At 58.7% G+C, this 23,401-nt stretch carries 19 protein-coding genes; 12 read left to right on the top strand and 7 right to left on the bottom strand.

The window, feature by feature from the left end:
- Positions 1-7: 7 nt before the first annotated feature.
- On the top strand, positions 8-1,471 hold the full coding sequence (locus CAURIM_RS03230) for an integrase core domain-containing protein (protein WP_201827648.1): 1,464 nt from the start codon (positions 8-10) through the stop codon (positions 1,469-1,471).
- Positions 1,472-1,583: 112 nt separating this feature from the next.
- On the opposite strand, the gene CAURIM_RS03225 is transcribed toward CAURIM_RS03230, so the two are convergent.
- Together CAURIM_RS03225 and CAURIM_RS03220 are read right to left on the bottom strand one after the other, a co-directional pair.
- Positions 1,584-2,819, bottom strand: coding sequence for a M20 family metallo-hydrolase (locus CAURIM_RS03225; protein WP_201828614.1), 1,236 nt, complete (start codon positions 2,817-2,819; stop codon positions 1,584-1,586).
- 9 nt (positions 2,820-2,828) lie between these two features.
- Positions 2,829-4,421 carry an amidohydrolase gene (locus tag CAURIM_RS03220; RefSeq protein ID WP_201828615.1) on the bottom strand — a complete coding sequence of 531 codons (1,593 nt, stop codon included), beginning with the start codon at positions 4,419-4,421 and terminating at the stop codon, positions 2,829-2,831.
- 141 nt (positions 4,422-4,562) lie between these two features.
- On the opposite strand from CAURIM_RS03220, the gene CAURIM_RS03215 reads away from it, so the two are divergent.
- From CAURIM_RS03215 to CAURIM_RS03190, 6 genes are all read left to right on the top strand, one after another.
- Positions 4,563-5,702, top strand: coding sequence for a helix-turn-helix domain-containing protein (locus CAURIM_RS03215; RefSeq protein WP_201828616.1), 1,140 nt, complete (start codon positions 4,563-4,565; stop codon positions 5,700-5,702).
- A 138-nt stretch (positions 5,703-5,840) separates the two neighbouring features.
- Positions 5,841-7,193: an MFS transporter gene (locus tag CAURIM_RS03210; protein WP_201828617.1), complete on the top strand. Its 1,353-nt coding sequence runs from the start codon at positions 5,841-5,843 to the stop codon at positions 7,191-7,193.
- Between the two features lie 101 nt (positions 7,194-7,294).
- Positions 7,295-7,627, top strand: coding sequence for a cation efflux transmembrane domain-containing protein (locus CAURIM_RS03205; RefSeq protein ID WP_201828618.1), 333 nt, complete (start codon positions 7,295-7,297; stop codon positions 7,625-7,627).
- Positions 7,628-8,037: 410 nt separating this feature from the next.
- Entirely contained in the window at positions 8,038-9,420 is a 1,383-nt protein-coding gene (locus tag CAURIM_RS03200; RefSeq protein ID WP_070446277.1) for a hypothetical protein, read from the top strand.
- Positions 9,421-9,830: 410 nt separating this feature from the next.
- Positions 9,831-10,763 carry an alpha/beta hydrolase gene (locus CAURIM_RS03195; protein WP_083308520.1) on the top strand — a complete coding sequence of 311 codons (933 nt, stop codon included), beginning with the start codon at positions 9,831-9,833 and terminating at the stop codon, positions 10,761-10,763.
- Between the two features lie 84 nt (positions 10,764-10,847).
- Positions 10,848-12,242 (top strand): GntP family permease, encoded by a 1,395-nt coding sequence (locus CAURIM_RS03190; protein ID WP_201829635.1) that lies wholly within the window; start codon positions 10,848-10,850, stop codon positions 12,240-12,242.
- 510 nt (positions 12,243-12,752) lie between these two features.
- Here CAURIM_RS03190 and CAURIM_RS03185 read toward each other — a convergent pair.
- From CAURIM_RS03185 to mmuM, 3 genes are all read right to left on the bottom strand, one after another.
- A complete protein-coding gene (locus tag CAURIM_RS03185; RefSeq protein ID WP_236659316.1) occupies positions 12,753-13,247 on the bottom strand; it encodes a gluconokinase in 495 nt (164 codons plus the stop codon).
- A gap of 71 nt (positions 13,248-13,318) precedes the next feature.
- Complete coding sequence (locus tag CAURIM_RS03180; RefSeq protein ID WP_201828619.1) at positions 13,319-13,705, bottom strand: hypothetical protein; 387 nt, start codon at positions 13,703-13,705, stop codon at positions 13,319-13,321.
- Positions 13,706-13,748: 43 nt separating this feature from the next.
- Positions 13,749-14,639: a homocysteine S-methyltransferase gene (gene mmuM / locus CAURIM_RS03175; protein ID WP_201828620.1), complete on the bottom strand. Its 891-nt coding sequence runs from the start codon at positions 14,637-14,639 to the stop codon at positions 13,749-13,751.
- Between the two features lie 275 nt (positions 14,640-14,914).
- Between mmuM and CAURIM_RS03170 the strand changes: the two genes are divergently transcribed.
- The 5 genes from CAURIM_RS03170 to CAURIM_RS03150 all read left to right on the top strand — a co-directional run bounded on the left by CAURIM_RS03170 (position 14,915) and on the right by CAURIM_RS03150 (position 19,935).
- Positions 14,915-16,111 carry a quaternary amine ABC transporter ATP-binding protein gene (locus CAURIM_RS03170; RefSeq protein ID WP_070446287.1) on the top strand — a complete coding sequence of 399 codons (1,197 nt, stop codon included), beginning with the start codon at positions 14,915-14,917 and terminating at the stop codon, positions 16,109-16,111.
- Between the two features lie 3 nt (positions 16,112-16,114).
- Positions 16,115-16,987: an ABC transporter permease gene (locus CAURIM_RS03165; RefSeq protein ID WP_201828621.1), complete on the top strand. Its 873-nt coding sequence runs from the start codon at positions 16,115-16,117 to the stop codon at positions 16,985-16,987.
- 66 nt (positions 16,988-17,053) lie between these two features.
- Entirely contained in the window at positions 17,054-17,932 is an 879-nt protein-coding gene (locus CAURIM_RS03160) for a glycine betaine ABC transporter substrate-binding protein (RefSeq protein WP_070730596.1), read from the top strand.
- Positions 17,933-17,996: 64 nt separating this feature from the next.
- Positions 17,997-18,896 carry a glycine betaine ABC transporter substrate-binding protein gene (locus CAURIM_RS03155; protein ID WP_201828622.1) on the top strand — a complete coding sequence of 300 codons (900 nt, stop codon included), beginning with the start codon at positions 17,997-17,999 and terminating at the stop codon, positions 18,894-18,896.
- A gap of 484 nt (positions 18,897-19,380) precedes the next feature.
- Positions 19,381-19,935 (top strand): CAP domain-containing protein, encoded by a 555-nt coding sequence (locus CAURIM_RS03150; RefSeq protein WP_201828623.1) that lies wholly within the window; start codon positions 19,381-19,383, stop codon positions 19,933-19,935.
- Between the two features lie 176 nt (positions 19,936-20,111).
- Here the strand turns inward: CAURIM_RS03150 and CAURIM_RS03145 are convergent, their stop codons facing one another.
- Both CAURIM_RS03145 and CAURIM_RS03140 read right to left on the bottom strand, forming a co-directional pair.
- The gene (locus CAURIM_RS03145; RefSeq protein WP_070730594.1) at positions 20,112-21,131 is read right to left on the bottom strand and encodes a 5-methylcytosine restriction system specificity protein McrC; all 1,020 of its coding nucleotides are present in this window, start codon (positions 21,129-21,131) and stop codon (positions 20,112-20,114) included.
- Positions 21,132-21,187: 56 nt separating this feature from the next.
- Positions 21,188-23,392, bottom strand: coding sequence for an AAA family ATPase (locus CAURIM_RS03140; protein ID WP_201828624.1), 2,205 nt, complete (start codon positions 23,390-23,392; stop codon positions 21,188-21,190).
- Between the last annotated feature and the right edge of the window lie 9 nt (positions 23,393-23,401).

Here is a 23,401-nt window from a genome sequence, read left to right as displayed (position 1 = left end):
TAGCCGGATGGCTATTCCATTGCATAAGCGTAGAAAGGTCGCAGATTTCGATCCCGTTCGTGACGGCAAGACGGTCACACAGTTTTGCAAAGAATTAGGAATCTCGCGGCAGACGTACCACAACATCAAAAGCCGGATAGCGCAGAAGGGTCGCGCAGGTATTGTGCCTGATTCGACTGCCCCGAAGAATCCGATTAAGAAATTTGACGAGGCCGATAAAATCGCAGTCGTCCACGCCAGGCAGGAGTTGATGGAGCAAGGCTTGGATTATGGGCCTTGGTCGATCTACTACTTCTTGTTTGACACTTCGGGCCCAGATTCCACGCCGTCGCGTTCTACAATCGCCTCGTGGCTTCATGAGCTGGGATTTGTTGATGCCAATGCCCGCAAACGGCCACGCAGTTCCTATAAGCGCTTCGCCCGTGATCTCGTCGGTGAACTCTGGCAAATCGATGGACTGGTCTACCGCCTCTTTGACCATGCCCACACACATGTCACGATTTACCAGATTATCGATGATGCCAGCAGATTCGATGTCGGAACCACAGCGTTCGCTCTGCCAGAAAACGGTACTGATGCGCGCGCCGTACTGGCCGCAGCGTTCGCCGCCTACGGCAAACCTCAAGAAATCCTTTCCGACAATGGCGATGCGTTCGCCACCTATCACCGTGGTTTTCTCTCTGCTACTGAAACTTGGCTCGCTAGCCAAGGTGTACTTGCTATTGCTGGTTTCGCCCCGACAACCCAGGGAAAAGACGAACGCTCTCACCGCACGTTGACCCAGTTCCTCGATGCACGCCACCCAGTCAGCCTTGCTGAGGTCAACACATATCTGGCTGAATATCGCCAGGTCTACAACGAACGACGACGGCACCAATCACTGCTCGTCGGCAAAATGCACATCACACCACGCCAGGCCTTCGATACCTTCCCCAAGGCACCATCACCTACACATCCACTCGATCCTGAGCAGGTCTGGGCCCGCGTAGTCGCCTATAACCAAGCGCACAATCCACAAGCTGTATCCGAAATGCTAAACGGCCCCGCGGAAGCGGCAACTTCACACGAGGCCTGCATCGATGACATGGCAGCTTTGCAAGGCATACCTCCCACCGATACCCCCACACTAACGGCGCCGACGACAAATTCAACAAACCATTGGGATATCCCAGACCAGCTCTGCGTAAGCAAAGACGGCGTTGTACGCGTGTGCGGTTTCGGGCTCTACATTGGTCTGAGGTTTAAAAACCGCAGACTCTACTCCACGGTCACAGCCGAAAACGTTGCGGAGTTCTACACGGCCCATGACGGTGAATTCCTCTTCAGCGTGCCACTGCCGATCACGTTGAGCCACAGACCACCAGGTGGTCAGATCAACATCAACCTCGTTGAAGGAATGAAACACCGCCAACCACCGCGGATGAACCCGAAACTATCCAAACCCCGGCCGAAACGCAGGCCGCAACCATAAACCGCTAGAAGTGTCCAAGACCTCCATGGACTCCGTGTCCAAAAAGACACCGGACTCCATGTCCAAAAACCCTATGGACATAACATGACTAGTGCAGGACCGCGCTAGGGGCCTAATCCTCCCCGCAACCGTTTTCCACGAGGCGCTGCGCCACGTGCGCCAGCACGTCCAGCCCAGCCACGCAGTCTTCCTCCGTGGTGAATTCCTTTTCGTTGTGTGAGATGCCGTCGACGGAGGGGATGAAGAGCATGACCGTCGGCACCACCTCCTTGAGGTTGGTCGAGTCATGGCCGGCCACCGTGTAGATCTCCTGGTGCGAGTAGCCCAGCTCCTCCACGACCTCCTGGGCGAGCGCCACGCCGGCTGCTGGGTAGGGGTTGAGTGCCCACTCGTGCGTTGGGGATAGCTCGACCGAGGTGCGTGATTCCTCCTCTGCTTCGGCGATAATCTCCTGCAGGCGCGCTTGGGCTTTCTCCAGCACCTCCGTGGAGGGTGAGCGCACATCCACGTTGAAGCGCACCTCGCGGGCGATGGTCACGGGCGAGTTCGGCTCCAGTGTTAGCTGCGAGACCGAAGCCTGCAGCTGGCCTTCGGCGAATTCGTGGGTGAGGCGCTCTACTGAAGCAATGATGAGGGAGGCACCGAAGAGCGCATCCTTCCTATCGGCCATCAGAGTGGAACCGGTATGGCCCTGCTCACCGGAGACCACCGCCTGGAATTTCTTCGCACCCCACGTGGCGGTAACCAGGCCAATCGTGTTGCCGGCAGCTTCAAGTTCCTTACCTTGCTCGACGTGGATCTCCGCATAGGCCGCGAGCTTCGGGGCTTCACCGCGCGGGGACCAACCGGCTTCCTCCTGGGCCTGCGCCACAGTGACGCCGGCAAGGTCGGTGGCGGAGCGGGCGCGATCAAGCGCCAGCGTCCCCACGAACACGGAACTGCCCATCATGGACGGCGCAAAACGCGAGCCCTCCTCGTTGAACCAGTTGATGACCGCCAGGTTATAGCGTGCCTTGGCGCCCGACTGCGCCACGCGCCCGGCAGCATGGGCTGCGGCCAGCACGCCATAAGCACCGTCGAAACGGCCTGCCAAGGGCTGCGAATCCAGGTGTGAGCCCAGGCCCACGTACTCGGCGCCGGGGGCGAGCTCAAAGAGCCCGTATTGGTTCCCGATCTCGTCATAGATGACGCGCGCCCCGAGGGACTCTAGGACCTCGTGGAACCAGGCGCGGTTGAGGTTATCGCCGGCACTGGCGGCTTGGCGCTCCACGCCACCGCCCGGAGTGGCACCGTTGGCGGACATGGCTTGGAAATCGGCCAGGAATTGTTCGTTGGTGGTTGCTCGCATGTCTACTCCTTAAAAGCTTCCGTAGCGCAGCTCGCCGCCCACGATGGTGGCGGCCACGTCGATGGTGGATAAATCTTCAGTCTGCAGCGGGTCCTGGGAAAGCAGCACGAAATCCGCCAGCTGCCCAGGCATTACCTGCCCCTTGCGCCCGGCCCAGCCCGTCGCCGCGGCCGAACCGGCGGTATAGGCGTAGAGCGCCTCGGCTGGGGTCAGACGATCCTTAGGCCCGTAGTCCCGGCCCGAGGCGGTGCGCCGCTCCACGAAGGCTTGCATGACCTCCAGGGGCACGCCTGGTGCCACGGGTTGATCGGAGCTGCCGGGGAGGATGAGGGAGGCGTCGAGAAGCCGCTTGCCCGGGTAGCTCCACGCGGTGCGCTCTGGGCCGAGGGCATCCGCCATCGCGTCACCGAAGGCCTGAATGAACAGCGGCTGTGGCACCACCACGATGGGCTTGCCGCGCAGGCGCTCAATCTGGTCGGGGCGCACCACCCCGCCGTGTTCGATGCGGTGCGGCATGGCGGGCACGCCATGCTTGTCGACGGCCTCCTCCAGCGTCTCTATCGCAAAATCTACCGCTGCATCCCCAATGGCGTGGATGGCCAGTGACCAGCCAGAATTCGCCGCTTGCAACGCGCGGGTGAGCATCTGTTCTGGGTCACCCTGGAAGTAGCCGTGGTGGGAGCAACAAGCATAATTTTCACTCAGCGCGGCAGTGGTTCCCAGCAGGGAGCCATCGCTGAAAATCTTCACTGGCCCGATCTGCAGCCACTCATCGCCGAAACCGGTGCGCAGCCCGCCATCCAGTCCCCGGCCGGTCCCGTCGGAGGCGTGTCCGGAAATCTCGTGGAGCACATCCATGGTCACCATCACCTGCATGCGGGTATGCAGGGTGGCGTTCTGATAGGCCGCAATCTCGCGCGGGCTGTGCCCAATCCAGCCGCCAGCCACACCGGCATCCGTGACAGAGGTCAGTCCACGTTCGAGGTAGCGGCGCGTGGCCAGTTCCAGGGCGCGGGCAATCTCCTCGCCGGATTCCGGCAGTGTCACCTCTTGGATAGCGCGCATAGCGTTTTCGTCGAGCAGCCCAGTGCAGTGGCCATCGGCATCGCAAACGAACTCGCCGCCTTCCACCTCCGGCGGGTTGGCGGGGTCAACGCCTGCCGCGTGCAGGGCCGCGGTGTTCACCGTGTAGGCATGACCCGAGTTGTGTTTGATGAGCAGCGGAGCCCCGCCGGTCACGCGGTCAAGCCGCTCTATCTCCACCGGCGCATCCAGCCCGGAGGGGCGAAACCCTGCGGCCACTACCCAACCGTCGGGGTTGGGCTCGGCCTCGTGCAATGCAGAGTAGACATCCTCTGGCGTTGTGGCCTGGGAGAGGTCGACTTCCAGCAGCGTTTGGCCGAACCACACGGTGTGGGAATGCACGTCATTAAAACCAGGGCTCAGCGTGCGCCCGCCGACATCGCACACCTGGTCAGCTGGCAGGTCACGGGCGGCCTGCCCCACTGCCAGGATGCGCCCGTTGGCAAAGGCCACCGCATCCGTGACTGGCCGCGCAGGGTCTTGGGTCAGGATGTGGGCGTTGTCGATGCGCGTGATCATGCGTCCTCCTGTGTTCTCCTGTTTCTCCGACGAACTGCACGCGGTGCGTGCTGTGTCTGCCCCCACAGGTTAAACGTAGAAGTGATACATCTCTCCGCATTGAGGGCAATTCACCAGTGACCACCGTGTAGCGTTGTGCACATGCACGAACAACGCTGGCACGATATCGTTGCGGAGGTCCAGGGCACCATCCCCCGGCTGGTGGAGGATTTCCTCACCGCCTTTAGCCGCTCAGGGCGCTATGGCGACTCACTAGTAAGCGAGGACGAGCTGCGCCTTACAGCTTTTGAGGTCCTCGCTCGCATCTCCGATGTGCTGGTCGGCGCGATGGATGAGGAGGAGCTGCGCGCCCACGCGCAGAGCCTGGGTCGGCGGCGCGCACACCAGGGCGTGGAATTAGCAACGCTGATCGACGCCATCCAGCTCGACTTCACGGTCCTCTGGGAGCATTTACGCCGGGCCGCCGGCGCGGACCAGGAAGTGCTCATCGACCACGTGACCCAGCTGCATTCCGTTGTGACGATGTACAACCTGGTGGTACGCGACGCCTACCGCCTAGAAGAAGCGCGCGGGCAGCACGACGTGCACCGCGCCCACGCCCGACATTTGGAAAGGCTCTTTGCGGCCGAATCACTGGGCACGCTCGGCATTGCGGAAATCACCCGCGCGCTCAACCTGGATGCCGATTGCCACTTCGATGTCGTGGTGGCCCATCCCACTGCGGCGGTGGAGTTGCGCGCGCTTCTCCACGAACCCATCTCCTCCGGCAAGGCCTTCGGCCACGGTGTGCGCGGGATGTTTGTGGCCTTTTGGCCCAGTGAACAGTGCCCCATCAGCCATTCCACAGGACGCAGGACCAAAGAGTTGGCAGATATTTCCGGGGTGCTCTTTCGCAACGCCACCGGACTAGCCGGAGCGCGCGCGGCTGCGCATCAGGCACCACACATCTTCGACGCCACCGGGCCGCTGAACCAACTCACCGAAGCGCCCGATGCACTCTGGGCCGTCGCCGGGGATGCCCTCGCAGACTTCACCGCCAGCGCCATGACGGAGCTCACGCAGGTCATCGCCGAGTTACGGCTTCACCACGCGCCGCTCTACCTGACCATCACCACCTACCTGGACTGCGGGTCCATCAAGGATTCCGCGGAAGCGCTGCACTGCCACCGCAATACCGTGCTCAACCGCCTACGCCACGTCAACGAACTCACCGGTCTTGACATCACTCGCCCAAAGGATGCCGCGCGAGCTTTGCTAGCACTCCATCGCACTGCCCGATAGCACTTGTGCACAGACACAACCACAACACTCAGTCAGTGGGGCAATGCATAGAAAACTCTCCACCCCATTCACCCCAAGGTGACGCGCACCTAATGTTCCATAGAAAGGTAATGCATTTCACATAAGGAGCACCTCGATATGACTACCCATGCAGCGCCGGCCGCCTCGGCCCAATCCGGCGCCGAGGAAATCAAGGTCGACTCAAAGGACGTCTTCCGCATCGCCAGTTCCGCATTCGTCGGCACAGCCCTCGAATGGTATGACTTCTTCCTCTTCGGCACCGCCGCCGCGCTCGTCTTCAACGAACTCTTCTTCTCTGGAATGTCGGGCACCGGCGCCACCCTCGCCTCCTTCGCCACTTTCGGCGTAGGCTTCCTCGCCCGCCCACTCGGCGCGGTTATTTTCGGGCAAATTGGCGATAAGATGGGGCGCCGACCAGCCCTTATCATCTCCATCGTCGTTATCGGAGTAGCCACCGGAGTCATTGGCCTCCTGCCCACCTTTGACAGCATTGGCATCTGGGCACCTATCACTCTGGTCATCCTGCGTCTGCTCCAGGGAGTCGCCGTCGGCGGCGAATGGGGTGGTGCAACAACCATGGCTATCGAACACGCGCCGGCAGAAAAGCGCGGCCGTTACGCAGCCTTCGTGCAAATCGGCTCCCCCGCCGGTACGTTGCTCTCCTCCGGCGCCTTCGCGCTTGTACTCATGCTCGATGATGACGCGGTGAGCTCATGGGGCTGGCGCGTTCCCTTCCTCATCGCCTTCCCCTTCCTGGCAGTAGCACTGTGGATTCGCTCGAAGGCTGAGGAATCCCCGGTGTACAAAGCACTCGAAGAGGAGGCCGAGGCAGACGAAGCCGCGCACCAAGGCTCTCTGAAGGAGCTTTTCACACAACACTTCCCACAACTATGCCTCGCCTCTGCGGCAGCCTTCCTAGGCATCGGCGGGTTCTTCGTCATGAGCACCTACGTCCTCTCCTATGCCACAACCACGCTGGATTTCGAGCGCCAGACCGTCGTGAACGCCACCCTCCTCGGCGCTGTGTGCCAAATCTTCATCAACATCATCTTCGGCCGCATCGGCGAAAAGATTGGCCCGGGTCGTGTGATCGGATACGGCGCACTTGCCACCGCCATCATGGCGTGGCCCCTGTGGGCGATGATCGATACCGGCAATGCCGTACTACTCACGCTCTCTGTCTGCATTGGACTATCCCTGGTTACGATCACCTATTCCGTGTCGGGCGTCCTACTCTCAGAGATCTTCCCCGCCAACGTCCGCTATTCCGGGGTGGCCATCTCCGCCAATATCGCGTCCGCAGTCTCTGGCTTGCTGCCATTCCTCGCCACAGCTTTGAACGCTTCCAATGAAACGCCCAGCTCGACGCCAGGAATCATCATCCTGGCCGCCACCGCGCTCATTACAGCCTTCGGTGGCTTCGCCGGCGAAAGGCACCGCCGCGAGGACGACGTCACCATCGTCGACTAATACACAACCGCTCATAAGAAAAATAAGTTGGGACTCGGCGCCGCAAAGCAAGCTATGGCCTAGCCGGACTCATCCTGATTCCTGCCGTGGCATCCTATGCCATGGCCATATGGAAGATCGTCACTGGCGCCGTGCCCGAGCCGCTCACGCTTTCCGGCACGGCCGTAGCCGCCATGCTCATCAATCTGCTCTGCGCGGTGTTATTGCTGCAACTGCGTCACGGCAGCGCGCTCACGCGCGGTGCTTGGTTGGCCGCGCGCAACGATGTTGCCGCCAACATTCTCATTCTTGGCGCCGGCCTTCTCATGCTGGCATGGGCAAGCCTGTGGCCGGATATCGTAGTCGGCCTCATCATCGGCACCATTAATCTGCGCGCCGCGGCAGAGGTCTTCGAGCAAGCCCGTTCGGAAGACCCGGAGATCGAAGAAGAATGACGCAGCCCCTGTAAGAAATCCCTTAATTTAGAAACCTACGGCTGCGCCCACATCCCTGCCCCCTCAGGGCCAAACCACCCGCCGCCCATCCCCGACGCACCCCTTAATCACCCCTCGATGGGGTCATTCTTTAGTTTGTGAACGAACGGTCAAAGAGACGTTTTCCCAGAATACGGTCTACTGGGACAAAACCAAGGTTGGCGCAAATTTCTTAGTGAAATGTTCACTTCAGACCCACCCGATCGAAATGTGCTTCCATGGGCAAAAATATTAACAATTCTAAGGGTGCGCGATCCTGAAAAGCGTCTTATCGTTGCAACACGTCACGCACTGGGCACAACAGCGCTCCTACAGCGCCACCGCAGTGCGTCACCACATTGCCCCAAAAATTTTCATCCAGGAGAACAACAATGACCAAGCGTCGTCGCACCGCCGGCCTCATCGCCGGCCTCGCGATTGCAGGCACTGCCCTCATCGCGCCGGCTGCCTCCGCAGCTACCCAGACCGAGTCCTACCCGGAGACCCCGGCCGTGAACGCCAAGCTACCCATCGTTCACACGTCCCACGGGTCCGACCACATGAAGGCCAACGTGCTCAACCCGCGCCCGGTCTGCAACCCGTGGGAGGACCACCGCACCGTGGTCTACAAGGTGACCGATAACTTCATGCCAGCAGGCACCATCTCCACCACCAACCAGACCAAGAAGGACATCCCGCTGCAGCAGGACCTGTCCAAGTCCCAGTCCATCACCTTGTCCGTCAACGGTGACCGCACTGAGACCACCTCCATGAACGCAGGCGGCAAGGGTTCCGGCAAGAACTCCGAGGGCTCCTTCGGCGTCTCCCACGAGATTGCTACCAAGCTCGGTGCTTCCGCGTCCTACTCCCTGTCCTGGGAGGCTGGCCAGTCCATCGGCCCGTACGATGTTCCGCCGAACCACACCGGTGAAGCTACCTACGGCTTCCGCGTTCTGAACATGACCGGTACCCAGCAGTACTGCAAGCCGAACGGCACCTGGTCCACCCCGACCTTCTGGTCCGCAATGCAGCCGATGAAGAACGAGGTTCGCGTCAAGCTCTACGACGACATCGCTGATTCCTACGCTCCAAACAAGGACGCTCAGAACACCACCGACGTCAACGACCCGAAGGTTGTTGAGGAAGAGAAGTCCCCGGAGGCTGACGCCGAGGTCATCAAGGACAACGAGGTCGCTCCGGAGGAGAAGGCCGTGTCCGAGGCTGAGGGTAAGAAGGAAGAGGAAGCCGACAAGAAGGTCCAGGAGGACCTTGATAACGGCAAGACCGATGAGGCCAAGCAGAAGCTGGACCTGAAGCCGGTTCTGACCACCTCCGGTGCTAAGCACGCAGGCTTTGCCGGCACCGTTGCTCTCCGCCTGGAGAACGTCGGTACCGAGCGCTACTACGGCGACTTCCCGGCGGTTCAGTACCGCGTTGACGTTAAGACCGCTGAGGGCCCGAAGGGCGTTGACCGCCTCATCACCCCGCGTTCCTCCAACGGTGCGCACATCCGCGACTTGGGCTTCGATGAGAAGACCTCCACCCGCTCCTTCGAGGTCACCCTGGCTAACCCGATTAACGCTGGCGAGAGCGCTCGCGTTGCCAACCTGGACTTCGGCGACGGCAACACCAAGGAAGGCCGCCTGAAGAACTACATCGAGGTGACCCAGATTTCCCGCCTGAAGGGTGATAACTCCACCGACAACGACCAGAACGTTGACTCCCGCGAGATCACCGTCAAGGACACCGGCAAGAAGGCTGAGGGCCTGTTCTAAGGAACACCCCACGCCCGCTTCACAGAGAGTGCAGCCCGCCGGCGCTTAGTCCGGTAACGAGAGAGTGAGAGGACCCCGACCGCCATACGCGGTCGGGGTTTCATTGTGCCCAGCGACTCTTTCACGAGGCTCTCATATCGCAGACGGCATTTCGCGGTACACAATTAGTTGGCTATTGTGAACCAATGCATTTCTCTCGCACCGCACTAGCGGGCCTTCTTTCAGTGGGGCTGATCCTTTCCTCCACTCACGCTCACCCGGCGCACGCACAGGCGCCGGATGCGATGAGCAGCGATATCGCGAACATCGATCAACACTCCAGTGCCCTCGATCCCATAGCCCTGGGCCCACTAGCTCCAGTACTCTTTGCCGATAATATCTTCGCTGCTTGGGGGAAGTTACTTCAGCAAGTGAGAATCCCGACGGTCGCACCAGAAGCTACGCGCCCACCCGCGACCACCGCACCGGCACAACTGCGCGAGCTGCGGCATATCCAAGACAACGTGTGGGAGCTTAAGGCCTATTCACCGGCCATGGACCGCGTTATCACTAACGACATCATTCTTCCTCTGGGAGGATTAGAGAATACTCAGCCTCGCCCGACCTATTACCTGCTGGGCGGCGCCGGCGGAGGCGAGGACGCACTGTGGTGGGACGGTGGCGGAGCTTCCGAGTTCTTCCGCGACAAGCACGTGAATGTCGTATCACCCCGCGGTGCTTATGGCTCGATGATGTCCGACTGGGCGCAGCCCCATGACACCCACGGAAAATACAAGTGGGCCACCTATCTGACCAAGGAACTCCCGCAGCTTATCGACGCCAAGTTTCACGGCAACGGCCGCGACGGCATCGCGGGCGTGAGCAACTCGGGCGGCCCAGCGCTGGAGCTTGCCACTTTTGATCCGCGGTTCAAGGTTGCTGGTTCCTTCTCCGGCTGCCCTTCGACCACAGGTATCCTCGCGCAGTCCTTCGCATGGGTAAGCGCGGCTTTCTACGGTACGGACCCAGCTCGTTCTTTCGGCGCGCCATGGGATCCGGCATGGGCGCAGCACTCGCCGGTTCTCAACCTCGATCACCAAAAGGGGCGGAAGACCTTTGTCATCGTCTCCCGCGGCGGCCCGGCAGACTTTGATGTCGATATTGAGGACTCACCGCTCCCAGCCTTGGGACTCAACGAACGCTTGGATTACTGGTGCAGTTCCTTTTACGCCAAGCGTGCCACCGCCGCTGGCGTTGATCTTGACTACTACGAGCTTCCGGCCGGGCGCCACACGTGGGGGCTCTTCCGCCGGGAGCTAGCCATCAGTTGGGCCACGGTGGGCCCGGCACTCGGCGTGGACTAGCACCGTCAATCACGCGCACAACTACAGCGCGTGAGCTCTAGATCACCACGCACGGCGCACGTAAAATCAACATTCATGAATGTCATGGACACTTGGGAGCCCACGCTGGGCACCGGACCTCTGTTAGGAATTGCGGTGGCGGCCATCGCCGTCATCCTCATCCTCGTCATCCACTTCAAGGTGCACGCCTTCGTCACCCTTGTCACGGTTTCCGCGCTCACCGCTTTGGCCGCCGGAATCCCGCTGGATGGCGTGGTTCCCACCATGACGAGTGGCTTCGGTTCGACTCTCGGCTCCGTGGCCTTGTTGGTGGGCTTGGGCGCCATGATCGGGCGCTTGGCAGAGACCTCCGGTGGCGCCAAAACGCTTGCCGACGCCCTCGTAAAACTCTTCGGCGAAAACAAGGCCCCCTTGGCGCTGGGCGTGGCCTCCCTCATCATGGGCTTCCCTATTTTCTTCGACGCGGGGCTCATTGTGATGCTGCCGGTCATCTTTGCCGTGGCCAAGCGCCTTGACGGCCCCGTCTTGGCCTACGGCATTCCGGCCGCCGGCGCTTTCTCCGTCATGCACGTCTTCGTGCCACCGCACCCGGGCCCAGTCGCGGCCGGTGAATTCTTCAGCGCGGACCTCGGCCTGATCCTTATCTTCGGCCTCCTCATCGCGTTGCCCACGTGGTATCTCTCCGGCTACCGCTTCGGTCTCCACTTGGGCAAGAAATACCCCTACCGCCTGGAGGAGGCCATAACCGGTGCGCTGGTCAGCGATGCCGAATTGCCGGATCGCCCGGCCTCCCCCGCTTCAGTAATCAGCATCCTGCTCATCCCCATGCTCCTCATCTTTGGCAATACCGGGTTGACTACCTTGGGCACAGCTGGCGTTGTCGATCCTTCCGCCACCTGGGTGCGCTTCTTCATCTTTCTGGGGCAAACGCCGATCGCGCTCATCATCACCACGCTTGCGGCGATGGCCGTGCTGGGCCTGCGCCGCGGGGAAGGCAAAAGCGCCATTGAGAAGACCATGGAGTCTGCGCTCGGCCCAATTTGCTCCGTCATCCTCATCACCGGTGCCGGAGGCATGTTCGGCGGGGTGCTGCGTACCAGCGGCATTGGTGATGCCCTCGCGGATTCTATGTCCGGCCTCGGCATCCCCGTTATCTTGGCCTGCTACCTCATCGCGGTCGCCCTGCGCCTGGCGCAAGGCTCAGCCACCGTTGCCCTCACCACGGCCGCCGCGCTCATGGCGCCTGCCGTCGAGGCTGGCGGCTTCAGCGAAATCCAACTGGTCCTCATTACGCTTGCCACCGCGGCTGGCTCGGTCTTTGGCAGCCACGTCAATGACTCGGGATTCTGGCTCGTGGGCCGACTCATGGGCATGGATGTGTCGACCACACTGCGGACGTGGACAGTAAACCAGGCACTCATTTCCTCTATTGGCTTCGGCATTGTCCTTATCTTCTACGGTGCTGCCGCGCTGCTCTAGTGCCGCAGCTGGAGCAGCGGCAGGATCTCGAAAGCACCAGCTAACCCTGAAACCTGACTTGGCCATTTTAGTGCGGAACAATCCTACCCCACCGCCGAAAACCACCAGGTAGCAGTGTCGAGAGAAACGTTGCTCACCCGCCAATGGCCTAAGCCGGGTCACTACGGCCGTTTCCGAAGTGCACTGCACGTATCTGCCTTCGCGAAACGGAATGCCTTCTTCGCTCCCCTCGCAACGTGCAACATTTACGTGCCTTCATTGACATGCTGGAGGCGTCTGGCAAAAGGCATCAGTCCTAAGGCGTTTTCACGGCTGAAAACGCCATTTACTTATCGCAGATGGCGTTTTTAGACTCAAAGATGCCTTTTGCCAGATGCCTTCTGCAGGACGCCCTTCAGACTTAGGCCATTTTAGTGCGGGAACAATCCCACCCCACCGCCGAACAACACCAAGTAGCAGTGCAAGAGTGGCGTTGCTCATCCACCCATGACTTAAGTCAGGAAGCACCAGCTAAGCCCGCAAGTACTCGGCCGCCGCGGCGGCAAGTTCCTCCGGTGTAGCGCTGACATCGAGCATCACTCCTGCTTCCTCTGGGCGCAGTTCCTCCAAGGTCTCGAACTGCGAATCAAGCAGGGATACAGGCATAAAGTGTCCGGAGCGTTGGCTCATGCGCTCTTTGAGCAGCTCATAGGAGCCGTGCAAGTGCACGAAAACCGTATCTGGCGCTGCGGTGCGAATGAGTTCGCGGTAGGAATGCTTGAGCGCGGAGCAACCAACGATGGCGCCACCTTCTTGGTCTGCGAGGAAGCGGCCGATGGATTCGAGCCAGGGTTTCCGGTCATCGTCGTCAAGCGCCTGTCCCGAGGCCATCTTTTCGATGTTCGCTGCCGGGTGCATGTCATCCCCGTCCTGGAAGGGAAGGCCGGTGTGCTGCGCCAGCAACTCCCCGACCGTGGACTTACCGCAGCTTGAGACTCCCATGATCACAACGTGCTTGTGCATCATCCTCCTTCACACGCCACCCGATTTTATGCGCTACGCACTACGTGACGTAGCGCGGTTCAATACGGCGCGGCTTAGCCCAGCGGCGCGTAGCCAAAGTCACCGCGCTGCACCTGACTGCGGGCATTCCGGTCGAAGGTTGCGCACAAGGCAGCCGCCACGTAGCGCACACCGCCTGCCGGCGAAGAGGAGCCGACGCGCTCGGCGCAGTTCTCCAGGGCTGGCAGGCCGATACTCTCCCCAGGCGAAGTCATGGAGAAGAAGGACGCGGCCATCATCGTGTTGCCATCGGCGCGCACGTACTCTGAGGAGCCCTTGATAGCCTGCCAGGTAATCGCCCCGACGGGATCGGTGCGGAACTGGTCCCGCTCAGTCTGAGTCAGCTCGGCGTTAGCAACGGGCACGGACAGCGTTGTGATGAGAAGTGCAGCGGATGCGGCGAGTAGAGGAAACTTTTTCATAGGAACACTCTATCCTCTCACCGCAGGATTGTCGCGGCGTTTTCTATTTGCCGTCAAAACGGATCGATCGACGCAGCTGCCGAATCTCAGCGGGCCCCACGCGGCAGCAGCCGCCCAGAAGGCTGACCCCAGCCGCGTGCATTGTTGCTGCCGCCTCAGTCAATCCCATCGCACCGACGGGAGCAGGACGCCAGTCGCAAGCGCCGTGGTCCCAGTTCTCCCCGCTGTTGGGGCAGGCCAGAAGCGGCTTATCGGTGCCGCTTCGCAGTTGCTTCACCACCGCGCATGCCCGTGATGGGTCGACGCAATTTACGCCCAGGACTCCCAGCCGCGGCGACTGGTTGGCAAGCTCAATAACCCGCGAGAGCTTCTCGGGGTCCGCCGCGATGGCGCCGGTAATACTCAGTGCGAAGGGCTTAGGCTGCTCCTCAAGGAGCTCGAGCAATGCGGCCGTCTCCTCGACGTTGGGAATGGTCTCCGCAAGGAGGAAGTCGGCATCAGTATCCGCGAGTACCGCTATCCTGCGGGCATGCCAGCGCTGTAGCTCACCGCGACGCAGATCATAAGCGCCGTCATAGTCCGTCCCCTTCCCCGGACCCGCGCCATAGGGGCCGATGGATGCAGCGACCAGCAGATCACCATGGGCAGTGCGCTTGTCGACGACCACTCGCACTGCCTCACGGGCCACTGCGACGCTGCGGCGTAGAAGCTTCTCCGCTTCTTCACCAAGCACATCGAAGGTGACTTGGTAGGAGGCCGCGGTAGCAACCTGCGCGCCGGCGGCGAAGAAGTCCACGTGCGCAGACTCAATGAGCGCGGGGTTCTCCCGCAACACCCGCGCCGACCACAGCGGGCCAGAGATGTCATGCCCCTGGGCTTCAAGGTGGGTTCCGAGGCCGCCGTCGACAAGCATCGGCGCATCACACAGTGCCATGACGCACGAGCCTAGCAGCGCACCGTGCCCGCAAGGTCCAGCTCGACAACAGGAAGTTGTTATAGCTTCGTTATTTGCTTGAGATTGGTGGACTCCCACCGCGTCAGAACCCTAAGTATCCGCAGCACTCAGGCATGGGACTGCACTCTTCGCAACACGCGCCGCGAGCGCGCAGTTAACTGCAAAACCTGTCCGCAAGCTGATTTTTTGGTTGAAACAGTCTGGATGTCATGACACGGTGGAAGGGTTAGCGATTCCCGCAGCAAGGAGGGGAAATGGCAGCGATTACTGCCAAGAATCTGTACAAGGTCTTTGGCAAACATGCCAAGAGAGGGGTGGAATCCCTCAAGAATGGGTCTACTCGTGAAGATCTCCGCGAGCAGGGCCTCACCGCCGCGGTGATTGATGCCAGCTTTGAGGTTGAACCGGGGGAGATCTTCGTTGTTATGGGCCTGTCGGGCTCCGGAAAGTCCACGCTCATCCGAATGATCAACGGTCTGTGGGATGCCACCTCAGGCGAGATTTTCATTGGCGACCAAAACTTAGCAGCCATGTCGGAAGAGGAGCTACGCGCTGTAAGACGCGACCGTATCTCCATGGTCTTCCAGTCCTTCGCTTTGCTACCCCACCGCACTGTCGGTGAGAACGCGGCGTATGGGCTGGAAATCAAGGGCGTCGGAAAGCAAGAGCGTGAGGCCAAGGCAGAAGAAGCCTTGGCCATGGTGGGGCTCGAAGGCTGGGCTGATTCCATGCCAGACGAGCTCTCTGGCGGCATGCAGCAGCGTGTGGGCCTCGCCCGTGCGCTGGCAGCAGATACAGACATCCTGCTCATGGATGAGGCGTTCTCCGCATTGGACCCGCTCATCCGCAAGGACATGCAGGATCAGCTCATCGACCTGCAGGCTTCCCTCAACAAGACCATCGTCTTTATTACCCACGATCTCAATGAAGCCATGCGCATCGGTGACCACATCGCCATGATGCGCGACGGCCGGGTGGAACAAATTGGTACCGCCGAAGAGATTTTGCAAAACCCCGCCAATAATTACGTGGCCGACTTCGTCAAGGATGTTGACCGCTCCCGCGTACTCAATGCGGAGAATATCGTCGAACGCCCACAGAACACCCTAAACGCGAGCCAAGGCCCGCTCACCGCGCAAAAGCTACTGCGGGAATCTCAAAACTCCTGGCTCGTGGTGCTCAATGCCGACCGCACACCAGCCGGCGTGGTCTGGGAAGAGGACATCGCCAAGGCGGTGCGCAACGGCAACAGCGAGCTGCCGCTGGATTCCAGCACCACGCACATTGTCCATGAGGGCCAGAACATTGCGGAGCTCTTCGGATATGCCGCCGACACCACGACCCCTCTGCTCGTTGTCGACGGCAACGGCAAGTTCACCGGTGTTATTCCGCGCGTGACTCTCTTGTCCGCCGCATCGAGTGACATCGACACCACTGGAGAGGAGAACTAAGCCATGGATCAAAACGCATTGCCCCGCATCCCCGTGGGCGATTGGGTCTCGGACGGCATTGACTGGCTCACCGATAACGCCGCCGTGCTTTTCGACGCCTTCTCCGCCATCATGAGCTTCCTCATTGACGGTTTCTCAGAGGTGCTCCTCTCCGTCCCTGGCATCATCATGCTCGTCATCTTGGCGTTGTTGGGTTGGTTCTTCCGCTCGCCCAAGTTCGCCATCGGCTCCGCCCTGGGCTTTTTGCTGGTGATGTGCATGCGCCAATGGGACACCATGTTGGAGACCATGTCGCTGGTGCTCATTGCTACTTTGTCTGCCACCATCCTGGCGGTTCCACTGGGCATTTGGGCAGCAAAGTCGAACACTGCCAGCGCGATCATCCGCCCCATCATGGACTTCATGCAGACCATGCCGGCCTTTGTCTACCTCATTCCAGCGGTGACATTCTTCTCTATCGGCGTGGTCCCGGGCATTTTCTCCACCATCATCTTCGCGCTGCCTCCGGGTGTGCGCATGACCGAACTGGGCATCCGCCAGGTGGATAGCGAAACCGTAGAGGCCGGCAAGTCCTACGGTGCCACCAATTGGCAGATCCTCAAGGGCATCCAGCTCCCGCTGGCCGTGCCGACCATCATGGCCGGTATTAACCAGGTCATCATGCTCTCTCTGTCCATGGCAGTCATCGCCGGCATGGTGGGCGCGGACGGCCTGGGCAAGGAAGTGGTCTCCGCTATTTCCACCCTGGATATTGCTCAGGGCGTTGAAGCCGGACTCGCGGTGGTTATCTTGGCCGTCTTCCTTGACCGACTCACCGCGGCTCTGGGTTCGCTCAAGAACTACCCGGCCTCGATTCTGAACTTGGTGCGCAAATAGAACCGCGCACGGAGAAATCCTAGACAGACCGAAAACAGTCAACACAACGAACAAGAAGGACTCACAATGTTGAAAAACAAGATAGTGGCCGCCGTTTCTGTTGCTGCTTTAGCGTGTGGTTTGGCCTCCTGCTCTTCCGCGGGCGAGGATAAGACTCTTACCCTCGGCTACATGCCTGCGTGGACCGATACGGTATCCGGGGCCAACCTCCTCAAAGAACAATTCACCGAAGCAGGTTATGACGTAGAGCTCGAAGAGCTCTCCGACGCCGCCGTGTTCTACACCGCACTCGATAACGGTGACATTGATATCTTCCCGCTGGCATGGAGCGAGCGTACTCATAAGAAATACATGGACCAGTACGGCGAGAACCTCGAAGACTTGGGAATTGGGTACGACAAGGCCGAAAGCTTCTTCGCGGTTCCCACCTATATGGACGATGTCAATTCCATCTCTGATCTCAAGGGGCAGGCGGATCGCTTCGGCGGGAAAATCGTCGGAATTGAACCCGGTGCAGGCCTGACTGAGCTGTCCTCCAACACCGTCGATGCTTATGGCTTGGAGGATGAAGGCTACACGTTGGCAACCTCCTCCACCCCAGCGATGCTGGCTGAGCTAGAAAATGCCATCGACAATCAAGAGGACATCGTCGTCACCCTCTGGAGCCCTTTCTGGGCCAACAGCCAGTACGACATCAAGCGCCTAGAGGATCCGGAAGGTTCCATGGGAGAGCCAGAGAACATGCACTGGCTCGCACGCAAGGGCTTTAGCGAGCAGTTTCCCGACGTCGCCGACTACCTCGGAAACCTCACTTTGGATCAGGAGCAGTACGAGTCCCTCGAAAACCTCATCGTCAACGAGTACGAGGATGGCGACGAAGACAAAGCCGTCCAAGAGTGGCTCGGTACCCATGGCGATGCTTTGCCCAAGCTCAATGACGCTTAAACCTCCGGCGTGAGTGGCACCGCGCCTATCATTACCATTTCGATATCTGAAAGGACCATCAAAAATGTTCTCCCGTAAGATTCTGGCCACCGTCTCTGCCCTCGCGCTGAGCGCTTCCCTCGTGGCCTGCTCCTCTGACTCCTCGGACTCCGCATCTGGCTCCGACAATGACGGTGACAAGGGCACCATCACCATGGGCTACATTCCGTCCTGGACCGATGGCCTGTCCACTGCCCACCTTCTTCAGAACAAGCTGGAGGAGGCCGGCTACACCGTTGAGCACGAGCAGCTTAACGACGCCGCCGTGGTCTACACCGCCCTCGCTTCCGGCGACATCGACATCTACCCGTCTGCCTGGTCCGAATTCACCCACAAGCAGTACATGGACAAGTACTCCGACAAGATTGAGGACTATGGTGCCTACTACGAAAATGCCCGCCTGACCTGGGCAGTGCCGGAGTACATGGATGATGTCAACTCCATCGAAGACCTGAAGGGCCAGGCTGACCGCTTCGGCGGCCAGGTCGTGGGTATCGAGCCGGGCGCAGGCCTGACCAAGGCCTCCCAGGAGACCATCGAAGGTTACGAACTGGACGGCTACAACCTGTCCACCTCTTCCACGCCGGCTATGCTTTCTGAGCTGAAGTCCGCGACCGATGCCGAGGAAGACATCGTCGTCACCCTATGGCGTCCGTTCTGGGCTAACGCTAAGTTCCCAGTCAAGGACCTCGAGGATCCGAAGGGCACCCTGGGTGATACCGAGGGTCTGCACTGGCTAGCCCGCGACGGCTTCGAGGAGGACAACCCTGAGGTGGCCGAGTGGCTCAAGGGCCTGAAGCTGGATGATGAACAGTACGGCACCCTGGAAGACCTCGTGGTCAACGAGTACGGCGAGGGCAAGGAGCTGGAGGCCGTCCAGGAGTGGCTGGACAAGAACCCGGACGTGGTTGAGGACATCAAGTAAACTTCCTCACCCCCATCCGCAAAGCAGCCCCGCATAACGCTTCTGAAGAGGCATTATGCGGGGCTTTGCCAATCCCAACTTCCCCCTCACCAGACAGCCACATAGTTAAATAAGCGCAAACTATGCTTTTCAGAATTAATCCCCGCTTTTGCGCAGAACAACCTTATTTTCTGCCAATAGTTGACAGATCACCAGCGGGTTTTGAAAGCCCTTTCCACAACCCTTAAACTCCTCCCCCATCCCCTACCCCCGAGTTCCGAATTTTCTGAAGAAACCCACATAAACTGAAGCCTTAAAAGCCAGTATCCCAAGAAAGCCTTAGGCCCAGCACGCACAACACTATAAACCCATAGACAAACCTTAAAGTAGCTGGTCAAGTGGCTTTTATGCACCATTTCGAGCTTTAATTTTAAGTGGAAGTACCGCTCGGTACGCGGCCAGAAAGGCCGCCGCTTAACCCCTGAAGCAGAAAGAGGTGCCCGACATGTTCCGCCTCCCATTCGGACATAAAACCACAAAGATCATCGCCCCGATTGCTGCCACCGCTGTACTCTTCACCGGCGCTATCAACGCCCCTGCTCAGGCCACCAGCTCCTTTGGTTCTTTCACCCCTGCCGCGTTCGGTTTCACCATGCCGTCGGCCGCCGGCCCAGTAGCCGCAACGCCACACGCCACTGCCAGCGTTCAAGGAATCATTAACCAGACCAATGCCCAGCGCGTGGCCAATGGTCTCGCACCGCTGCGCGTGGACCCGCGCCTGGCTAACCTGGCACAGGACTGGGCCAACACTTTAAGCCGCGACGGCAATACTCGCCACCGCCCGAACTACTGGACTCACTACCCCGCCGGCCTGCCAGCCGGTGGCGAGAACGTCCTCCAGGCATGGAGCGACTACTCCGACGCTCGCGTTGTTCAACTGTGGATGGATTCCCCAGGCCACCGCAAGAACCTGCTTGACCCCCGCGCCAAGTCCGTGGGCATTGGCATGGCTGTTGCTGCTGACGGCAAGCTGTACGCCGTGCAGAACTTTGGGCGGTAGGCTTCGTACGCCCCGCTGCTAAAGGCACCCGGTAGAGAGATGGTTTTCTCTTTACAGGACGCCATTTAGGGTTTTTCGGATCGGCAGCCTCAGTTCGCACCCACGATTCCAGTGTCCGCGAGCATCACCCACAGAGGGATTCAGCTAGTTTTCTGCTGGACCACGACTCAACGCGGTTATTTTTCATTCCGCTGAAAGGTCTTAGCCACGGCATCTAATTGCTCTTCAACCTCTCGCCACGGAGCATCAAGCTCCAAAGCCTTCGCAGAGATACGGTGACCAGTAATCGAAGCGGAAAAATTGGGGGAAATATCCTCATTAGTTTTTGCGTAAAGTAACAGGCCCGAAACCTCCATTCCGCTTTTGTGGGCAAGGTTAGTCACGTAACTCAATAGTTGGTAAAGATGCTTAGAATGAAGCGTTGCTTTGCCGAATCGGGACCGCTGAAAGGATGACGAATAGTACTTCGCGTCAATAACGAGAGCGGAAGAACTATTTGTCAGCACCACGTCGGAACGCATGACAGGCAGTTGTTCTTCTCCCTGCACTTCCTCGCCCAGATCCCAGGAAATGTGAGGAGAGGATGGTTTTAGTTCCGGGTTATGCCGCTGGTAGTAGCGGAGTAGGAATCGCTCATACAACCTACTTTCTGCTTCTTCCCCCAACCACGAGGCTAATTGGATTCCGTCTTTTGATTCACGTTGCAAAAGTCCTTCAACAACCATCCAACAAATACCGTGCATTAGCTTGTATTCAGTAATCAAACGTGTGTAGTGCACATCGCGCCAACGGATAGAACGCGGTGAGATTGAACGAACTTCGTCAAATACGCGCAAAGCATTCCCGAGCCTGCGCCGACGATACTGGTCCAACTTCCCCTCCGCGAGAAGCAGTTCCATCACCGACTTGAGAATCCTATTGTGCGGTGTATCAAGCAAATACTCATCAAACTCGCACACAATCGCACCACGACTACGAGCGGCAGTTGTAATCGTGCTTGCAAAGTCTATTCGGCCACGCACGGTCCGCAGTTCATCCCGTATACGCTGATAGTCGCGGTGCAAGCCCCGCATAGTCTGCGCTTCAACACCTTGGATGAGGATCTCTGCGCACAGCTCATGGAGATTCTCAAACTCTTCGCCAGAAAATGAAGCAGTTTCTATGCGGCTAATAGAGTCAAAAGCATAGGCCAACATGACATAAATGTTCCGAAGAACGCGTGAGCTCTTCGCCTTTGATGAGTCGGCAGGCACTATTCCACCGCTGCCCGCAGACGACTCGACCACGAATCTACAAGCTCAGGTTCATCAAACCAGTATTCTTCCAACAGCGGAACAAGGTCATCCTCGACGACCGAGTAAAGCCAATCGTCTTCGGTTTCATCCCCACTCGAGCCTTGCACGATATAACTGTGGCCAATCGCAAATCCGCGCCCCAACCTGGGATCATCAGCGACTACGTCATTTAGATCGGTGATTACCCGCACCAACGCGTCAAGTGATTCGCTTTCTTGTGCTGCCTTCCAAGCCTGAAAGCCGGCAGATTCAAAGGCTGGCGGCATGTTGAAAAATCCAAAACGCCGGCGCAAAGCATGATCCATTACCGCGAGACTGCGGTCCGCGGTATTCATAGTTCCGATGAGATACACATTCTCGGGAACGCTAAAGATCTCGTCGTTGTAGATAAGCCGAAGCCCTTGACCACGCTTATCAGACTCAATAAGCATCAGTAGCTCTCCAAAAATCTTCGATACATTGCCGCGGTTAATCTCATCAATGATGAAGAAGAAATGACGGTCGGGTTCCTCTCGGGCCTTCTCACAGAAGGCGTAGAAAGGTCCGTTCACTAAATCAAAGCCACCATCTTTATTGGGCCGGAACCCCATCATAAAGTCCTCATAGGAATAGCTTTGATGGAACTGAATCTGCTCAATTCGCGATGTGTCCCTTTCCCCCATATCTGCAAATGCGATTCGGCGCGCGACGTATGTCTTGCCAACACCAGGCGGACCAGTCAAGATGATATTTTTCTTGCGTCCAATCAAGGACAGTAAACGGTCAAACTGGTGTCTGTTGAAGAAAACTTCATTTAAGAATTCTTTATCTGTGTATGCTTTAACAGGGGAAACGGGGCTTAGCTCGTCTTCTCGCTCTACAGCGAACAAGGCATCGAGCTGATCGATCAAGCCGCGCTTATCGGTGATCCGTGTCAGTGATTTCTGGATAGCGTTTAGGGTGTACTCCCATTCTCCGGTGAACTCCCATTCCACATCACGCACATTCTTAAACTCGCTGCGGTTCTCCTCGTAGCGCGGGGCAGAGACAACAACGCCTCGTCCAAGAATCTTATTCTTGCCACGGCGAGCAAATACAATGTCTCCTATTTGAATCTCTCGTTGAAATTCCCAAACGGCCAGTGGTTGGTTGCGAGAGATTTTTACAGAATCATCCTTCTGCATCTCAGCTTCAATAGAGGCACGATCTGGATATGTACTAAAATCCCCTAAACCATCCCAGCCGAGCCCGATGAGCCCCTCACCCACAAACTCATCCCATCGTTGCTGGCTATCACCGGGATCATAGAGCCAATAGTTGCGGCGTTGGGGCTCTTCTGTTTCTTCCTCGTTCCATAGGGCGAATACAGCCGGGGTCCAAAACCCAAACTCGCCCTCAACCTCCTCTGCTATGGCCGCTCGGATGGAATACAGGTCACGGTCGATGGCCTGCGGCGCTTCCCCCGATCGACCGCCAATCATCGAGCAAAGCTCACCAACTATTCTCTCCTTCAATCCTTGCGCCGAAATTGCTTCAAAAGCTTCTGGGAACAGCAAGAACTGCATAATGTTCCTGATGTCAGATCGGTCATCAATATCCAGATCAAGCATGAAGTCCTGCAGTTTAGCTGGATCGCGCACGGTAGCTCTTCGTTCAGGTTCAGGCAGCTGACGGAATTCTTCTACAAAGCCAGCCATCCATGAAACGTGTCGCCACATGTCTCCGTTGAAAGCTCGGCCTGCCTTAAGGCCGGCGATACCGGATTTCCTGTTCATCCACTCAAGCATGCTATCTGGGATTTCGACTTCCCCTCCAAGACGCTCAAGCACAAGGTCAACATGTTTAATTCGAGTCGACGGGCGAGAATTGATAAGCGCATGCTCACGGAGAAAAACAAGCTCGGCTACTAAAAGGGTTACTACTTTTGAAGCACCTTTTAACTGTACGTCGAGCTTCTCCCATTGAGTCATGCTGGTTCCAACGATCGGGTCCTTGACCAGCCTCTCGCGGACTTCAATAGCTGCCTCAGGCGTCCAGATAGTTACCGAAGGGTCGATGATAGATCGCCCTTCGCCCATGAGCTTCTCCACGATCGGTGCGATTTCATGAGCAATCCTCAAGTCATGAGACAAGCGCGAGCTCGTAACCCGAGGCTCCAACTCAAACTCTTCTCGATATTCCATAGGTCAATT

Source organism: Corynebacterium aurimucosum (assembly GCF_030408555.1).
In the GTDB taxonomy this organism is placed as follows: Bacteria; Actinomycetota; Actinomycetes; order Mycobacteriales; family Mycobacteriaceae; genus Corynebacterium; species Corynebacterium aurimucosum.
The sequence above is the reverse complement of the archived record's forward strand: the minus strand, read 5'-3'. Positions and strand labels throughout refer to the sequence as shown.

Coding starts and splice junctions, on each gene's coding strand:
- mmuM (WP_201828620.1), bottom strand. CDS start 14,639: ATGGCACTGTGTGATGCGCCGATGCTTGTCGACGGCGGCCTCGGAACC.
- CAURIM_RS03205 (WP_201828618.1), top strand. CDS start 7,295: ATGGCCATATGGAAGATCGTCACTGGCGCCGTGCCCGAGCCGCTCACG.
- CAURIM_RS03165 (WP_201828621.1), top strand. CDS start 16,115: ATGGATCAAAACGCATTGCCCCGCATCCCCGTGGGCGATTGGGTCTCG.
- CAURIM_RS03230 (WP_201827648.1), top strand. CDS start 8: ATGGCTATTCCATTGCATAAGCGTAGAAAGGTCGCAGATTTCGATCCC.
- CAURIM_RS03150 (WP_201828623.1), top strand. CDS start 19,381: ATGTTCCGCCTCCCATTCGGACATAAAACCACAAAGATCATCGCCCCG.
- CAURIM_RS03180 (WP_201828619.1), bottom strand. CDS start 13,705: ATGAAAAAGTTTCCTCTACTCGCCGCATCCGCTGCACTTCTCATCACA.
- CAURIM_RS03185 (WP_236659316.1), bottom strand. CDS start 13,247: ATGATGCACAAGCACGTTGTGATCATGGGAGTCTCAAGCTGCGGTAAG.
- CAURIM_RS03200 (WP_070446277.1), top strand. CDS start 8,038: ATGACCAAGCGTCGTCGCACCGCCGGCCTCATCGCCGGCCTCGCGATT.
- CAURIM_RS03210 (WP_201828617.1), top strand. CDS start 5,841: ATGACTACCCATGCAGCGCCGGCCGCCTCGGCCCAATCCGGCGCCGAG.
- CAURIM_RS03190 (WP_201829635.1), top strand. CDS start 10,848: ATGGACACTTGGGAGCCCACGCTGGGCACCGGACCTCTGTTAGGAATT.
- CAURIM_RS03215 (WP_201828616.1), top strand. CDS start 4,563: ATGCACGAACAACGCTGGCACGATATCGTTGCGGAGGTCCAGGGCACC.
- CAURIM_RS03145 (WP_070730594.1), bottom strand. CDS start 21,131: ATGTTGGCCTATGCTTTTGACTCTATTAGCCGCATAGAAACTGCTTCA.
- CAURIM_RS03225 (WP_201828614.1), bottom strand. CDS start 2,819: ATGCGAGCAACCACCAACGAACAATTCCTGGCCGATTTCCAAGCCATG.
- CAURIM_RS03220 (WP_201828615.1), bottom strand. CDS start 4,421: ATGATCACGCGCATCGACAACGCCCACATCCTGACCCAAGACCCTGCG.
- CAURIM_RS03160 (WP_070730596.1), top strand. CDS start 17,054: ATGTTGAAAAACAAGATAGTGGCCGCCGTTTCTGTTGCTGCTTTAGCG.
- CAURIM_RS03140 (WP_201828624.1), bottom strand. CDS start 23,392: ATGGAATATCGAGAAGAGTTTGAGTTGGAGCCTCGGGTTACGAGCTCG.
- CAURIM_RS03155 (WP_201828622.1), top strand. CDS start 17,997: ATGTTCTCCCGTAAGATTCTGGCCACCGTCTCTGCCCTCGCGCTGAGC.
- CAURIM_RS03170 (WP_070446287.1), top strand. CDS start 14,915: ATGGCAGCGATTACTGCCAAGAATCTGTACAAGGTCTTTGGCAAACAT.